The sequence below is a fragment of the Streptomyces sp. NPDC043870 genome (assembly GCF_056435785.1).
In genome coordinates this window covers 345235-360429 of the sequence record NZ_JBWKDT010000002.1, presented here as the reverse complement: position 1 = coordinate 360429, position 15195 = coordinate 345235, and the positions used below count along the sequence as shown (strand labels likewise).

General features: G+C 71.2%; 17 protein-coding genes and 1 riboswitch. Of the genes, 9 read left to right on the top strand and 8 right to left on the bottom strand.

The genetic code is table 11. From position 1 onward, the window contains the following. The first annotated feature begins 20 nt into the window (after positions 1–20). Positions 21–629: a TetR/AcrR family transcriptional regulator gene (locus AC0699_RS04095; protein WP_478655307.1), complete on the top strand. Its 609-nt coding sequence runs from the start codon at positions 21–23 to the stop codon at positions 627–629. A gap of 495 nt (positions 630–1124) precedes the next feature. Continuing rightward, positions 1125–2639, top strand: a complete 1515-nt coding sequence (locus tag AC0699_RS04090; RefSeq protein ID WP_478655305.1) for a phytoene desaturase family protein — start codon at positions 1125–1127, stop codon at positions 2637–2639. Positions 2640–2852: 213 nt separating this feature from the next. On the opposite strand, the gene AC0699_RS04085 is transcribed toward AC0699_RS04090, so the two are convergent. The 6 genes from AC0699_RS04085 to AC0699_RS04060 form a co-directional block, all read right to left on the bottom strand. Continuing rightward, on the bottom strand, positions 2853–3746 hold the full coding sequence (locus tag AC0699_RS04085) for a hypothetical protein (RefSeq protein ID WP_478655303.1): 894 nt from the start codon (positions 3744–3746) through the stop codon (positions 2853–2855). Positions 3747–3797: 51 nt separating this feature from the next. Continuing rightward, positions 3798–4715 carry a methylenetetrahydrofolate reductase [NAD(P)H] gene (metF, locus tag AC0699_RS04080; protein ID WP_478655301.1) on the bottom strand — a complete coding sequence of 306 codons (918 nt, stop codon included), beginning with the start codon at positions 4713–4715 and terminating at the stop codon, positions 3798–3800. Positions 4716–4791: 76 nt separating this feature from the next. Beyond that, on the bottom strand, positions 4792–5442 hold the full coding sequence (gene thiE, locus AC0699_RS04075) for a thiamine phosphate synthase (RefSeq protein ID WP_478655298.1): 651 nt from the start codon (positions 5440–5442) through the stop codon (positions 4792–4794). A gap of 106 nt (positions 5443–5548) precedes the next feature. Beyond that, the gene (locus tag AC0699_RS04070) at positions 5549–5914 is read right to left on the bottom strand and encodes an Rv2175c family DNA-binding protein (protein ID WP_453665815.1); all 366 of its coding nucleotides are present in this window, start codon (positions 5912–5914) and stop codon (positions 5549–5551) included. 43 nt (positions 5915–5957) lie between these two features. Further along, on the bottom strand, positions 5958–7196 hold the full coding sequence (locus AC0699_RS04065; RefSeq protein WP_478655295.1) for an NAD(P)/FAD-dependent oxidoreductase: 1239 nt from the start codon (positions 7194–7196) through the stop codon (positions 5958–5960). Between the two features lie 28 nt (positions 7197–7224). Beyond that, a complete protein-coding gene (locus AC0699_RS04060) occupies positions 7225–7566 on the bottom strand; it encodes an avidin-fold protein (protein ID WP_478655294.1) in 342 nt (113 codons plus the stop codon). Positions 7567–7618: 52 nt separating this feature from the next. Continuing rightward, positions 7619–7732: riboswitch (TPP riboswitch) on the top strand. On the opposite strand from AC0699_RS04060, the gene thiO reads away from it, so the two are divergent. The 6 genes from thiO (at position 7730) to AC0699_RS04030 (ending at position 13447) form a co-directional block, all read left to right on the top strand. After that, positions 7730–8893, top strand: a complete 1164-nt coding sequence (thiO, locus tag AC0699_RS04055; protein WP_478655292.1) for a glycine oxidase ThiO — start codon at positions 7730–7732, stop codon at positions 8891–8893. It overlaps the preceding riboswitch by 3 nt. Before the next feature lie 2 nt (positions 8894–8895). Beyond that, positions 8896–9105: a sulfur carrier protein ThiS gene (gene thiS, locus AC0699_RS04050; RefSeq protein ID WP_469768525.1), complete on the top strand. Its 210-nt coding sequence runs from the start codon at positions 8896–8898 to the stop codon at positions 9103–9105. A 6-nt stretch (positions 9106–9111) separates the two neighbouring features. Beyond that, positions 9112–9906 carry a thiazole synthase gene (locus tag AC0699_RS04045; protein ID WP_478655290.1) on the top strand — a complete coding sequence of 265 codons (795 nt, stop codon included), beginning with the start codon at positions 9112–9114 and terminating at the stop codon, positions 9904–9906. Between the two features lie 90 nt (positions 9907–9996). After that, positions 9997–11922 carry a Stk1 family PASTA domain-containing Ser/Thr kinase gene (gene pknB, locus AC0699_RS04040; RefSeq protein ID WP_478655288.1) on the top strand — a complete coding sequence of 642 codons (1926 nt, stop codon included), beginning with the start codon at positions 9997–9999 and terminating at the stop codon, positions 11920–11922. 5 nt (positions 11923–11927) lie between these two features. Further along, complete coding sequence (locus AC0699_RS04035; RefSeq protein WP_478655286.1) at positions 11928–12791, top strand: deoxyribonuclease IV; 864 nt, start codon at positions 11928–11930, stop codon at positions 12789–12791. Between the two features lie 80 nt (positions 12792–12871). Then, positions 12872–13447, top strand: a complete 576-nt coding sequence (locus tag AC0699_RS04030) for a DUF4396 domain-containing protein (protein ID WP_478655284.1) — start codon at positions 12872–12874, stop codon at positions 13445–13447. Between the two features lie 44 nt (positions 13448–13491). Here the strand turns inward: AC0699_RS04030 and AC0699_RS04025 are convergent, their stop codons facing one another. Continuing rightward, positions 13492–14124, bottom strand: a complete 633-nt coding sequence (locus AC0699_RS04025; RefSeq protein WP_478655282.1) for a sulfite oxidase-like oxidoreductase — start codon at positions 14122–14124, stop codon at positions 13492–13494. A 155-nt stretch (positions 14125–14279) separates the two neighbouring features. Between AC0699_RS04025 and bfr the strand changes: the two genes are divergently transcribed. Continuing rightward, positions 14280–14759: a bacterioferritin gene (gene bfr, locus AC0699_RS04020; RefSeq protein ID WP_478655279.1), complete on the top strand. Its 480-nt coding sequence runs from the start codon at positions 14280–14282 to the stop codon at positions 14757–14759. Here the strand turns inward: bfr and AC0699_RS04015 are convergent. Then, positions 14756–15010: a (2Fe-2S)-binding protein gene (locus tag AC0699_RS04015; protein WP_478655276.1), complete on the bottom strand. Its 255-nt coding sequence runs from the start codon at positions 15008–15010 to the stop codon at positions 14756–14758. The genes bfr and AC0699_RS04015 overlap by 4 nt on opposite strands. Between the last annotated feature and the right edge of the window lie 185 nt (positions 15011–15195).

Genomic DNA, 15195 nt, shown 5'->3' with positions numbered 1-15195 from the left:
AACCTGTGAGAATCGACGCCATGAACAGCAGCAGCACCCGGAGACAGGCGACGCGGGCCAAGCTCTACGAAGCGGCCGTCACTCTCATCGCCGAACAGGGTTTCTCCGCGACGACGGTGGACGAGATCGCCGAGCGCGCCGGAGTCGCGAAGGGCACGGTCTACTACAACTTCAAGAGCAAGACCGAACTCTTCGAGGAGCTGCTGCGGTACGGCGTCGGGCTCCTCACCGCCTCGCTCCAGGCGGCCGCCGACGAGACGGAGGAGCGCGGCGGCACCAAGGTCGAGGCACTGGACGCGATGATCAAGGCCGGTCTCGGCTTCATCGACCGCTACCCGGCCTTCACCCAGCTGTACGTCGCCGAGCTCTGGCGCACCAACCGGGCCTGGCAGTCCACGCTGATGGTGGTCCGTCAGGAGGCGGTCGCCGTGGTCGAAACGGTCCTGACGGAGGGCGTCCAACGGGGCGAGCTGAGCGAGGAGATCGACATTCCGCTCACGGCGGCCGCGCTCGTCGGCATGGTGCTGGTCGCGGCGCTGGACTGGCAGGCGTTCCAGCGGGAGCGCTCGATCGACGACGTCCACGCGGCGCTGTCGCGGCTGCTGCACGGACGTGTGAGCGGCCGCTAGGGCCTGCACACCAGGCATGCGGGCACAAAGAGAGCCGGTCCGGCGAAGCTCGATCCCCCCGAGCTTCACCGGACCGGCGTTTCCCCCCGTTCCCCGTTCCCCCGTATCCCCCGATTCCCCGTTGCCCTGTGGTGCTGTCGGTCCGGGCAACCCCCGTTCGGTCAGGTGCGCCGCGCCGTTCCGCCGCCCCGTGCCGGCGGTGCCGGCGCCGCGCCCCCTTCCGTGACGTCCACTCTTCCGTCCGCGCAGGTGGGAGCCCATCCGCGTACCTACTCATCTCGCGGACTAGGTACGGATACTCAGAAGCCCGTACTGATCCCCACCCGTGCGGCGGGTGGGCTGGTTACGATCGCGTCCGTGTCCGTACTCCCCCTTGTGCGGATCCGCTGCTTCCTGCGCCGCAGGGCGCAGCGCCGCGAGGAGAGACGCGTGGCGGCGGGCCCGCCGGGGCCACCGCCACCGTGACTGTCAGTGGCGGCCGATAAAGTCCCTGACATGGCACGGATTGCGGTGATCGGCGCCGGGATGGGCGCCATGGCGGCGGCGGCCCGGCTGGCTGTGGCAGGCCACCGGGTGACGGTGTACGAGCGCGCGGAGACCTATGGCGGCTCGGTGGGCCGGTTCGGGCGCGACGGCTTCGCCTTCGACACCGGTCCGGGGCTGCTGCATCTGCCCGCCGTCTGGCGGGACTTGTTCGTCAAGACCGGCAAGGAGCCGCTGGAGGGCTGTGTCGAGCTGGTCCAGGTCGACCCGGCGAGCCGCCACGTCTTCGCGGACGGTACGGACGTGGCGCTGCCGAATGCCTCGCGGGCGGGGATCGTCTCGGCGCTGGACGCGGCCCTCGGGGCGGGTGCGGGTGAGCGGTGGGGCGAGTTCCTGGGCCGCGCCCGGGATGCCTGGGACCGTTCGCGCCGGCCGCTGCTGGAGGAGCCACTGCCCGCGGACCCCTCGCCCTTCACCCGGGACCCCTACCCGGCGCTGAAGGGCGGGCTGCTGCGGCGCCCGGCGCGCACGCTCGCCGAGGTGGGCAGGCGGGAGCTGCGCGACACACGGCTGGCGGCGCTGCTGGAGAGCCACGCCCTGGCGTACGGCTTCGGTCCGGCCACCGCGCCCGCCTCCGCCGCCGTCCTGCCGTACATGGAGCAGACGTTCGGAAGCTGGTACGTCCGGGGCGGGATGCGGGCGCTGGCGGACGCCGTCCACGAGCGGTGCCGCGAGCGGAAGGTCGAGTTCGTCTTCGGTGCCGAGGTGACGGGCGTGCGGACCAAGGACGGCCGGGCGGTCGGCGTCGAGCTGGCGGACGGCCGGGCCGTCGAGGCCGACCATGTGGTCGCGGGCGCGCCGGTCCCCGCGCTGTACCGGGACCAGGTCCTGGAGTGGGAGCACCAGGACGACTGGCCGCGCCACCAGACGGCGCTACGGACCGGACGGGTCACGGTCTGTCTGGCGCTGCGCGGCGCCCGGGAGGCGGGCGCGGCCCATCGGACGGTGGTGCACTCGGCCGACCGGGCGGACGAGCTGGAGTCGCTCGGCGCGGGACAACGGCTGTGCGAGCGGCCGACGGTGGTGGTGCTGCGGCCCGGCGACGAGCGGCTGCTCCCCGACGACGGGCACGAGGCGGTCACGGTGACCGCGACCGTCCCGGCCGGTGGTGCCCGGTCGTCGCAGAACCTGTGGGGAGCGTGGGACACGGACGTGGAGGCGTTCGCGGACCGGATGGTGGAAGCCGCGGAGGCCGCCGTTCCCGGGCTGCGGGAGCGGCTGCTGTGGCGCGAGGTGCGCACTCCCGCGGACACCTTCCGCGAGACGGGCACCTACCAGGTGCCCGGCCCGGCGTTGGCGGGTGCGCGCGGGGAGCTGCTGCCCGCGGCCAACACCTCGCCCGTGCCCGGGCTGTACTTCGCGGGCGGCTGGTCCCACCCGGGCGGCGGGCTGGCCCACGCGGGCATGTCGGGGGCGCTGGTCGCGGGGCTGATCACCGAGGGCGAGGGCTTCCGCGGCTCGCAGTGACCGCCGGCGTCCCTGCCTACGGGTGTGCTGGAGCTCCGTGTCCAGGGTGTGCCTGAGGCCCGTGTCCGGGGTGTGCCGGTGTGCCGAAGTCCCTGTGTGCCGAAGTCCCTGTTCGCTGGTGTCCCTGTGTGCCGGTGCGAAGGGCCCGCGGGCAGGAATCCCGGGGAAAGGCACACGGGTTGATGCCCGGGGGCAGGGGTCCCGCGGGCGCGGTCAGTAGCGGTACGGCTGGCCGTTGTAGTCGGTCTCGTAGCCAGGGTGGCCGTATCCGTACGGCGAGGGCTGCTCCGGCGGCATCGGGGGGACCTGCTCGCCGTCGCGCTGCTGGGGCACCCACACACCGCCCGGGGGCGTCTCGCTGTAGCCCTGCTGGGCGGCGTACGGGTCGGCGTACTGCTGCTGGCCGCCGTAGCTGTCGTACGAGCCGTAGCCCTGGGCGCCGATGTACGGATCTGAGTACGCGGCGTACTGCTGCTGACCGGTGCCGTAGTCGTAAGGCCCGGCGTAGGCGTCGTGGGCGCCGACCGGCTGTTCGTAGCTGCTGTGGGAGTGGCTGTCCGGGTAGCCCGAGGAGTAGCCGCCACTCCCGTAGAAGGTCTCGCTCTGGCCCTGTCCCTGGCTCGCGGCGTACGCCGAATCGGTGTAGATGCCGTACTGCCCGGTGTCGTCCGGCAGAGGCTGGGGCTCGTAGACGGCCGTCGTCTCCGCGGCCGTGGGCTCGGCTCCGTCGGGGCCGGGCCGGCCGGCCGGGTCCGCGAAGTCTGCCGGCCCATAGGCGAGGTCGGTCACCTCGAGCGTGGGCTCGCGCATGGCGCCGCCGTCGCCGGACTTGCGGCGGCGGCTGGAACCCGGGCTGCCGCCGAGCGCCCAGCCGGTGGAGAAGCCACGCCGGAAGGACAGCGTGACGTACGTCTGGCCGATCGCGAAGGCGCATGCGCCGACCGCGATCACGATCACGTTCGGCATCAGGACGCCGATGACCACACCCAGGAATCCGGCGAACGCGACAAGCCGCCAGCGCAGCCGCGCCTTGTACTGCAGCAGCACTTCACCGAGCAGCCACAGCGCGACAATGCCGAACGCGATGTAGAGCACCGTCCAGCCCATGCCCGCCCCTCTCCTGCGGCCTCCGCCAGGGGGTGCGGCGGGTACGGCCGGTCACGACTGCTGGTGCAGTCCGAGATTCTCGTAGATTTCGAGCGTTGCGGTGGAGTTGTTGAGCGTAATGAAATGCAGCCCCGGGACACCCTCGGAGAGCAGCCGCGCGCAGAACTCCGTAGCGAACTCGATACCGATGGAGCGTACAGCGGCGGGATCGTCCTTGACGGCGCGGATCCGTTGTTCGAGGGCGGACGGGAACGACGCGTTGCTGAGCTGCGCGAACCTTTCGATCTGCTTCACGCTGGTGACGGGCATGATCTCGGGGATGATCGGGGTTTCGCAGCCGGCTTCGGCGACCCGGTCACGGAGCCGCAGATAGTCCTCCGGATGGAAGAACATCTGAGTGATCGCATAATCGGCTCCAGCCCGGCATTTGTCCACGAAGTGCTGGATGTCCGCATCCCAGTCGGTCGAGCGCGGGTGCATCTCGGGGAAGGCCGCGACGCCGACGCAGAAGTCGCCCGACTCCTTGATCAGCCGGACCAGGTCGGCGGCGTACCGGACGCCCTCCGGGTGCTTGACCCACTCGCCCATCGGGTCGCCGGGCGGGTCGCCGCGGACCGCGAGGATGTTCCTGATCCCGGCGTCGGCGTACTGGCCGATCATGTTGCGCAGCTCGGCGACGGAGTGGTCGACCGCGGTGAGATGCGCGACCGGCGTCAGAGTGGTGTCGGCGGCGATCTGCTGGGTGGCCTTGACCGTACCGGCACGGGTGGAGCCGCCGGCTCCGTAGGTCACCGAGACGAAGTTCGGCTGCACCGCCTCGACCCGGCGCAGCGCGTTCCAGAGGTTCCTTTCGCCCTTCTCCGTCTTGGGCGCCCAGAACTCGAACGAGTACGACGTTTTGTCGGTGGCGAGCAGCTCGCGCACGGTGCGTGCGCGATCCGACCTGGTGGAAGCTGTGCCGAGGGCCATACTCGCAGGTTAACCAGGGCATCCCGGTCGCCCAACCGGAGTCCACCCATCGGACACCGATCGGTCACGAATCGGCCTACTGGCCGTGGGCCCGTATCCGCTTCGTGAGACCGGCCGCGGCCGCGGCCGGGTCGTCGGCCTCCGTGATCGCCCGTACGACCACGACGCGGCGCGCGCCCGCGTCCAGCACCTCGTCGAGATTGCCCGCGTCGATGCCGCCGATCGCGAACCAGGGGCGGTCCTGGCGCAGCGAGGCGGTGTACCGCACGAGATCCAGGCCCGGGGCGTGACGGCCCGGCTTGGTGGGGGTGGGCCAGCACGGCCCGGTGCAGAAGTAGTCGACGCCGGGCTCGGCAGCGGCCGCGTCGACCTCCTCGCGGGCGTGCGTGGAGCGGCCGATGAGCACCTCGTCGCCGAGGATCGCCCGGGCGGCCGGCACGGGCAGGTCGCCCTGGCCCAGATGCAGCACGTCGGAGCCGATGGCGTGGGCGACATCGGCACGGTCGTTCACCGCGAGGAGCTTTCCGTGGCGGCGGCAGGCGTCGGCGAAGACGGCGAGGTGCTCCAGCTCCTCGCCGGCCTCCATGCCCTTGTCGCGCAGCTGCACGATGTCCACTCCGGAGGACAGGACGGCGTCCAGGAACTCCGGGAGATCGCCCTGGCGCTTCCGTGCGTCCGTGCACAGATAGAGCCGGGCGTCGGACAGCAGTGCGCGGACCGTGGACATGAGGTGCTCCCCCGTTTGGGCTGGTTGGGCGGTGTGCGGACCGGGCGGCGGAAGGGCGCCCGCCACCGGTCCGTACACCGCGTCCAGTGGTGTCTTCAGAACGGCGTCAGACGGCGAGCGCCTGGGCCCGGCGCTTCACCTCCGTGCCGCGATTCTCGCTGAGTGCCTCAGCGGGAGTGCCCGGCAGGGTCGGGTCGGGCGTGAAGAGCCACTCCAGCATCTCTTCGTCGGTGAAGCCGTCGTCCCTCAGGAGCGTCAGGGTCCCGGAGAGGCCCTTGACCACCTTGTCGCCCTTGATGAAGGCGGCCGGAACCTGAAGTGTCCGGTTCTCCCCTCGGCGCACGGCGATCAGCTGGCCCTCCTTGACCAGCTGCCGCACACGCGTCACCTCGACATCCAGCTTTTCCGCGATGTCCGGCAGGTGGAGCCAGGCGGGGACGAGGGCATCGATCTTTGCGTCAATCTCGGTCACGGGACAAGCGTGCCATCCCGGACTGACAGTCGGTAGCCGAGCCTCAGCGAGCCGCCGCCTTCAGGGGGACGGAAGGGTCGGCGGCGCGCTCCGGGTCGAGCCGGGCTCCGGCCTCGATGAGCCTGCGTCCCTGGGCCAGATCACGGGGCCTGCCGACCGCGAGCACGGCGACCAGGACCCCGTCCCGCAGCCACAGGACCGACCAGGAGGCTTCGGCCGGGTCGCCCCGCCATACGAGTGTCCCGGCACCCGCGTGGTGCCCCGCGTACTGCACGAAGCGGCCGAACTGCTCGGACCAGAAGTACGGCACCGGGTCATAGATCTGCGGCAGCTCGCCCGTGTCGCTGCCGATGACGTTGCCGATGACGTTGGCGGCGACCGTACGCGGCCCCTGGAGGGCGTTGTCCCAGTGGTGGACGAGCAGCCGCTCGCCGTAGCGCCCGGACGGGAAGGAGGCACAGTCCCCAACGGCGTACACGTCGGGCAGGGAGGTGCGCAGCCGCTCGTCCGCGGTGATCGAGCCGTCCGCGCCGAGAGCGATGCCGGAGCCCGCGAGCCAGCCGGTGGCGGGCCGTGCGCCGATGCCGACGACGACGGCGTCGGCCGGCAGCCTGCGGCCGTCCGCGAGAACGACGACTCCCGGCTCGACGGCCGCGACGCGCGCGTCCGTGAGCAGTTCCGCGCCGCTCTGCGCGTACCAGTCGGCCATCGGCGCGGCGACCTCGGCGGGCAGGGCGCCCGGCAGCGGGCGGTCGGCGGCTTCGACGACGGTGACGGCGCAGCCCGCCTCGCGGGCGGCGGTGGCGAACTCGGCGCCGATCCAGCCGGCGCCGACGACCACGATGTCGTGCTGCCGCTCCAGCACCGGACGCAGCCGTTCCGCGTCGTCCAGGGTGCGCAGCAGATGGACGCCGGGGACGCCTTCGGTGCCGGGCAGGGTGATCGGCTCGGCGCCGGTGGCGATGACGAGGACGTCGTACGGGACGGGCCCGGCCGGGGTGTCCAGCTCATGTGCCCCGGGGCGCAGACCGCTGACCTCGCGGCCCAGCTGGAGGTCGACCGAGAGCGCTTCGAAGTCGACGTCGAGGGCGGAGCCCTCCGCCTTCCCGAGCAGCACGGACTTGGACAGCGGGGGCCGGTCGTACGGCTGGTGCGGCTCGGCGCCGATCAGGGTGACGGTGCCGGTGAAACCTTGTTCACGCAGGGCCACGGCGGTCTGTACGCCGGCCATGCCGGCCCCGACGATGACGACCCGGCGGCTCTGCGTTGTCTGCTCGCTCACCCGGCCACCCTAACCATCTGACGGGCCGTCAGGAAGGGAGCTGCTCCACCACGCTCGTGCCACTGCCCTCCTGGGACTCCCATTCCCAGGCCTCGTCCAGCCGCACCCGCCCGTCGGGCAGCTCGGTGACCGTGGAGACACAGTGCCCGGAAGATGTCGTTCCGTCACGCTTCAGCTGTACGTAGCGGAAGTCCAGCCGGTCGCCTTCGCGGGTGCCGACGAGATGGCCGCGGACCACGTCACCGCCTGCGTAATCGGCCCAGATCCGGCCGTCCTCCTCGTGGTACGTGAACCGGGTCCGCGTACCGACCTGACCCGGGGCCTGGTCGGCGACCGGGGAGAGAACAAGTCCGTCGAGCGAGCGGGGCACAGCGCGGGCTCCCTTACTGCCAGTTGGGGACGGGGGTTAGGCTGGCCACCGTACTGCTACTCGCGGGAGCCCGGACGCACCGGGCTGAGAGGGAGGCTGAGGCGGCCTCCGACCGTACGAACCTGATCCGGGTCATGCCGGCGAAGGGAGGGTCTGGACGCCCATGCATTCACGGGATTCTGCGGATGTGCTCGTCATCGGGGGCGGAATCATCGGCCTGGTCACGGCCTGGCGGGCGGCGCAGCGGGGGCTGCGCACCGCACTCGCCGACCCCGGGCCCGGCGGCGGGGCCGCGCAGGTCGCGGCGGGCATGCTGGCCGCCGTCACGGAGCTCCACTACGGCGAGGAGACCCTGCTCGGTCTCAATCTCGCCTCCGCGCGGCGCTATCCGGACTTCGTCGCCGAGCTGGAGGAGGCGAGCGGACAGGACACCGGATACCGCTCCTGCGGGACGCTCGCCGTCGCCCTCGACACGGACGACCGCGCCCATCTGCGCGAACTGCACGCGCTGCAGCGCAGGTCGGGCCTGGAGTCGGAGTGGCTGACCGGGCGCGAGTGCCGGCGGCTGGAGCCGATGCTGGCACCGGGTGTGCGCGGTGGGCTGCGGGTGGACGGCGACCACCAGATCGATCCGCGACGCCTCGCCAAGGCACTGGTCGTGGCGTGCGAGCGGGCCGGGGTGGTCTTCCACCGGCGCTGGGCGGAGCGGCTGACGGTGGTACGGGACCGGGCCGCCGGAGCGGTCCTCGACGACGGCGGGGAAGTCGCCGCCGGCCAGGTCGTGCTGGCCGCGGGCAGTCTGAGCGGCAGGCTGGACGGCCTGCCGGCGGAGCTTGTGCCTCCGGTACGGCCGGTGAAGGGGCAGGTGCTGCGGCTGACGGTGCCGGGCCCGTACGCCCCCTTCCTGTCGCGCACGGTGCGGGCCGTGGTGCGCGGCAGCCATGTCTATCTGGTGCCGCGCGAGAACGGTGAGCTGGTCGTGGGCGCGACGAGCGAGGAGCTGGGCTGGGACACGACGGTCACGGCCGGCGGCGTGTACGAGCTGCTGCGCGATGCCCATGAGCTGGTCCCGGGCATCACCGAGCTGCCGCTCACGGAGACCCGCGCGGGACTGCGGCCCGGTTCGCCGGACAACGCGCCGCTGCTCGGCCCGACGGAGCTGCCCGGTCTGCTGCTGGCCACCGGGCACTATCGCAACGGTGTCCTCCTCACTCCGGTGACCGGCGACGCGATGGCGCACGTCCTGGTCACGGGTGAACTCCCGGTGGAGGCACGCCCCTTCACCCCACGCCGCTTCTCTCCCGTTCGTCAGGAGTCGTCCGTATGACCATGTCCGTGAACACCGTGTCCGTGAACGGAGAGCCGCGCGACGTCGCGGCCGGCACGACGCTCGACGCACTGGTCGCCACGCTCACCGCCGCCCCGTCCGGGGTCGCCGCCGCCGTGAACGAGACGGTCGTCCCGCGCGGCGAGTGGTCCGGGACGCTGCTGGGCGACGGCGACCGGGTCGAGGTCCTCACCGCGGTCCAGGGAGGCTGATCAGTCATGGCCGATGACCGTTTTGTGCTGGGCGGGGTGGATTTCTCGTCCCGTCTGATCATGGGAACGGGAGGGGCGCCCAGCCTCGACGTACTGGAACGCTCACTGATCGCGAGCGGTACGGAACTGACGACCGTGGCGATGCGGCGTCTCGATCCGACCGTGCAGGGATCCGTACTGTCCGTGCTCGACCGGCTCGGCATCCAGGTCCTGCCGAACACGGCGGGCTGCTTCACCGCGGGCGAGGCCGTGCTGACCGCGCGGCTCGCACGCGAGGCCCTCGGGACCGGCTGGATCAAGCTGGAGGTGGTCGCGGACGAGCGCACGCTGCTGCCCGACCCGATCGAGCTGCTGGACGCGGCGGAGGTGCTCGTCGACGACGGCTTCACCGTGCTGCCGTACACGAACGACGACCCGGTCCTCGCACGGAAGCTGGAGGACGTCGGCTGCGCCGCGATCATGCCGCTCGGCTCACCGATCGGCTCCGGTCTCGGCATCCGCAACCCGCACAACTTCCAGCTGATCACCGAGCAGGCACGGGTACCGGTGATCATGGACGCGGGCGCGGGCACCGCGTCGGACGCGGCCCTGGCGATGGAGCTGGGCTGCGCGGCGGTGATGCTCGCCTCAGCCGTCACCCGTGCGCATGAGCCCGTCCTCATGGCCGATGCCATGCGCCACGCGGTCGAGGCGGGGCGGCTGGCCCACCTCGCGGGCCGCATCCCCCGCCGCCACTTCGCCGAGGCCTCGTCCCCGGTGGAGGGCCGTGCGGCACTGGACCCGGAACGCCCGGCGTTCTGATCGCCCCACGGTCACAGGTGTGCTGCAGGAAGCGGCCGGGCGCGACCCGAGGGGGCGGAGCGGGTGCGCTCGGCTCGTAGACTCAGCGACGTGGATACGACCCTTCAGGACCCCCTCGTCGGGCAGCTGCTCGACGGCCGCTACCGCGTCGACGCGCGCATCGCCGTCGGCGGGATGGCCACGGTCTACCGGGCCGTGGACACCCGGCTCGACCGGGTGCTCGCCCTCAAAGTGATGCACCCGGCGCTCGCGACGGACGCCACGTTCGTGGAGCGCTTCATCCGGGAGGCGAAGTCCGTGGCGCGGCTGTCCCACCCGAACGTGGTGGGGGTGTTCGACCAGGGTGCGCAGGGCGCGTACGTCTATCTCGCGATGGAGTACGTCGCCGGGTGCACCCTGCGTGACGTACTGCGCGAGCGCGGTGCGCTCCAGCCGCGGGCGGCGCTGGACATCATGGAGCCGGTGCTGGCCGCGCTCGGGGCGGCGCACCGGGGCGGCTTCGTGCACCGGGACGTCAAGCCGGAGAACGTGCTGATAGGTGACGACGGCCGGGTGAAGGTCGCCGACTTCGGCCTGGTCAGGGCCGTCGGGTCGGAGACGAACACCTCGGGGTCCGTGCTGGGCACCGTGTCCTACCTCGCACCGGAGCAGATCGAGTCCGGCACCGCCGACACCCGCGCCGACGTGTACGCCTGCGGTGTCGTGCTCTACGAGATGCTGACCGGCGGCAAGCCGCATGCGGGCGACACCCCCGCCCAGGTCCTCTTCCAGCACCTCAACGAGGACGTGCCGGCCCCGTCCGCCGCCGTCCCCGGGCTGGCCCCGGAGCTGGACGAGCTCGTGGCGAGCGCCACGGCCCGCAACCCCGAGGCACGCCCGTACGACGCCGTGGCGCTGCTCGCGCAGACCCGCGCGGCCCGTGCCGCGCTCGGCGACGACCAGCTCGACGCCGTACCGCCGCAGGCGCGGACCGTGGACGCCGGCGCAACCGCCGGCGCCGACGACCGTACGAGCGTGATCCTCCGGCCCCTGCCCACCGAGGACGAGGCCGTCCATCGCACCAGCCGGCTGGAGATGCCGCCGCCCGGACCTCCCCGGCCCCGGCGCGGTCCTCGCGTCCCGGCGGCCCCCCGGCGTGGTGTCGTCGCCGCCGTCGTCGCGGCACTGCTGCTCCTCGGCGTGGGCACCGGTGTCTGGTACATCAATTCGGGACAGTTCACCCGCGTACCGCCCGTCCTCGGTCAGACCGAGGCTGCGGCGAAGAAGCGGCTGGCCGACGCGGGCCTCGACGTCGAGCAGACGAAGAAGGGCTTCAGCGACGTCTACAAGCGCGGCAGCGTCATGGACATCGACCCCGGCCCGGGCAAGCGCATCCGCGACAACGGCTCGGTGACGCTCGTGATCTCCCGCGGTCCGGAGATCGTCAAGGTCCCCGAGGTCCAGGGGAAGACCCTCGCCGAGGCCAGGAGCGCGCTGCGCAAGGTCGGTCTCGCCGAAGGCGTGATCACCAAGGCGTTCAGCGAGGAGTTCGCGCAGGGCACGGTCATCAGCTCCGACCCGGAGGCCGGGACCGGCCGCCGGCCGGATTCGGCCGTCGCGCTCGTCGTCAGCCAGGGCGCACCGATCGACGTCCCGGATGTCACCGGCGAGTCCGTCGAGAGCGCCACGAGCACGCTCGAGGACGCCGGGCTGAAGGTCGAGGTGGCCGCGGAGCGGGTCCACTCCCCCGAGGACGCCGGTTCGGTCGCCACGCAGTCCCCCGCCGAGGGCAAGCAGGCCGCCGAGGGCGACACCATCACCCTCACGCTCTCCAAGGGCCCCCGGATGATCGAGGTCCCCGACGTCGTCGGCGACAAGGCCGACGCCGCGAAGAGCGAGCTGGAGCAGGCGGGCTTCGAGGTCGAGGTCGAGCGGGGCTTCCCGTTCCTCGGTGACACCGTCGAGAGCCAGTCGGTCGCGGGCGGCGAGCAGGCCCCCGAGGGCAGCACGATCACCATCAAGACCAAGGGACTCTAGATCCGATGCGCAACCCTGTCGGCGCCCATGTTCCGGTGGCCGGCGGCCTCGCCAAGACCGGCCTGACGTACGCCCGCGAGATCGGCGCGGAGACCGTGCAGGTCTTCGTCGCCAATCCGCGCGGCTGGGCGACACCGGCCGGGAACCCGGCGCAGGACGAACTGTTCCGTGCGGAGTGCGCGGCCGAGGACATACCGGTGTACGTCCACGCCCCATATCTGATCAACTTCGGCTCGCACACGGAGGCGACCGTCGAGCGGTCCGTGGAGTCGCTGCGCCACTCGCTGCAGCGCGGCCGGGAGATCGGCGCTCTGGGCGTGGTCGTCCACACCGGCTCGGCCACCGGAGGCCGGCCGCGCGAGGAGGCGCTCGCCCAGGTACGTACGCGCATGCTGCCGCTGCTCGACGAGCTGACGCACGACGACGACCCGTTCCTGCTGCTGGAGTCCACCGCCGGTCAGGGCTTCTCGCTGTGCTCCAGGACCTGGGACTTCGGCCCGTACTTCGAGGCCCTGGACGCCCATCCCAAGCTGGGTGTCTGTCTGGACACCTGCCACGTCTTCGCCGCCGGGCACGATCTGGCCGCTCCCGACGGGACGCGGCGGACGCTGGACCTGCTGGTGGACACGGTCGGCGAGGGTCGGCTGAAGCTCATCCACGCCAATGACTCCAAGGATGTCGTGGGGGCGCGCAAGGACCGCCACGAGAACATCGGCGCAGGTCACATCGGCGAGGAGCCGTTCCGCGAGCTGATGCGCCACCCCGCGGCCGACGGCGTACCCCTGATCATCGAGACCCCCGGTGGCCGGCACGGGAAGGAGACGTACGCGGCCGATGTGGCGCTGCTGAAGAAGCTCCGCGACGACTGAGATCGCTTGAGGAATACCCCTAGGGGGTATACGGTTCTTGCTGTCGGCAGGAACCGCTACCCGGCTATGGGGGTTGTCTCATGCAGCACGACACACACGCTCACCACCACGCCGAGCACGCCGAGCACGCCAAGCACACCGAGCACGCCAAGCACGGCGCGCACACCGAGCAGCACGGCGCGCACGAGGGTCACGAGGCTCACGAGGGACACCACGGCGGGGCGAGCTGGTCCATGGCCGCCAAGGCCACCCTTCACTGCCTCACCGGCTGCGCCATCGGCGAGGTCCTCGGCATGATCATCGGAACCGCGCTGGGCTGGGGCAACGCCCCCACGATGGTCCTCGCCATCGTGCTGGCCTTCTTCTTCGGCTACTCGCTGACGCTCTCGGCGGTCGTACGCGCCGGGCTGAGCCTGAAGGCGGCCGTCGGGGTCGCCCTCGCCGCAGACACCCTCTCCATCGCCGTGATGGAGCTCGTCGACAACGGTGTGCTGCTGGTCGTGCCGGGCGCGATGGACGCGCACCTGTCCGACGGGCTGTTCTGGGGGGCGCTCGCCCTGGCCTTCCTCGTCGCGTTCCTGGTCACCACCCCGGTCAACAAGTGGATGATCGGCCGCGGCAAGGGCCACGCGGTGGTCCACCAGTACCACCACTGAGCGCGGCGGCCACAGGCGCCAGGGCCTGTCCCGCCGGACAGGCCCTACAGCTCGGGGCCGTCCCCCGGCTCCTCCTGGTAGGAGTAGCGCTGCTCCCGCCAGGGGTCGCCGATGTTGTGGTAGCCCCGCTCCTCCCAGAAACCCCGGCGGTCGGCGGTCATGTACTCCACGCCCCGCACCCACTTCGGGCCCTTCCAGGCGTACAGATGCGGGACCACCAGCCGCAGCGGAAAGCCGTGCTCGGCAGTGAGCAGCTCACCATCCATGTGGGTGGCGAAAATCGTGCGCTCGGAGAGGAAGTCGGAGAGCCGCAGATTGGCGCTGAAGCCGTACTCGGCCCAGACCATGACATGGGTGACGCTCGGCGCCGGCGGGGCCAGTTCGACGATCGTCCGGGCGGGCACCCCACCCCATTCGGCCCCCACCATGCTGAACTTCGTGACGCAGTGCAGATCCGCCACGACCGTCGAGAACGGGAGCGCCGAGAACTCTTCGTGGTTCCAGCAGTGCTTGTCGCCGTCCGCGGTGGCGCCGAAGACCCGGAACCCCCAGCGGTCCGGCTTGAACTTGGGGACGGGCCCGTAGTGGGTGACGGGCCAGCCACGCTGCAACCGCTGCCCCGGAGGAAGCTCGGACTGCTCTGACTCGCGGTATTCCCGGCTCTCCGGCTGACCCATGCCTTCAATGGTGACAGACCGCGAGGGGTGGTCATGACCAGGTCTGCACCGATTCGGGCAACTCCTACTAAGGAGGCACTTACTGGACGCTCCCCGATCACGGTGCGAGGATGCGCGCATCCTGGCCAGTCATACGCGCGGAAGGAGCCTCTGCGATGCAGGGCGACCCCGAGGTCATCGAGTTCCTCAATGAGCAGCTGACCGCCGAATTGACCGCGATCAACCAGTACTTCCTGCACGCGAAGATGCAGGAGAACTTCGGCTGGACGAAGCTCGCCAAGTACACCCGGGCCGAGTCGTTCGACGAGATGAAGCACGCGGAGGTCCTGACCGACCGGATCCTCTTCCTGGAGGGCCTGCCGAACTACCAGCGGCTCTTCCACGTCCGGATCGGACAGACGGTCACCGAGATGTTCCAGGCCGACCGGCAGGTCGAGGTCGAGGCCATCGACCGCCTGAGGCGCGGCATCGAGGTCATGCGGAACAAGGGCGACATCACCTCCGCGAACATCTTCGAGTCGATCCTGGCGGACGAGGAACACCACATCGACTACCTCGACACCCAGCTGGAGCTGGTCGAGAAGCTCGGCGAGGCGCTCTACATCGCCCAGCTGATCGAGCAGCCCGAGAGCTAGGCCGCCTCGCTGAGCGCGGGGTCCTGTTCGGCGCTTACCGCCAGCGCTTTCACACCCTGGTCGAGCAGCTCGCGACGGGGGCACGCACCACGGCCGAGAATGCCCTGAATGCGACGTACACACGACCCGCAGTCGGTCCCGGCCTTGGAAACCGACGCTATCTGGCGGGGGGTGCAGGCACCCGCCTCCGCGTGTTCCTTGACCTGCTTCTCCGTGATGCCGAAGCACGAGCAGACGTACACGCGGTTCACCTCCCGGCGGGATCGATAAGTAGTGCCCGTCCCGACTAATCGGTGAGGCTAACCTAACCTTACCCGGCACTGCCGGCTCGTAAAAGCCCCGGAGACGACGGTGGGGGGGGGGGGGCGCGGGGGGGTGCTCCCCCCCCCCCCCCCGGCTGGGCCCTGTCTTCGTGCGCCTCTCCCCCACCAAAAGC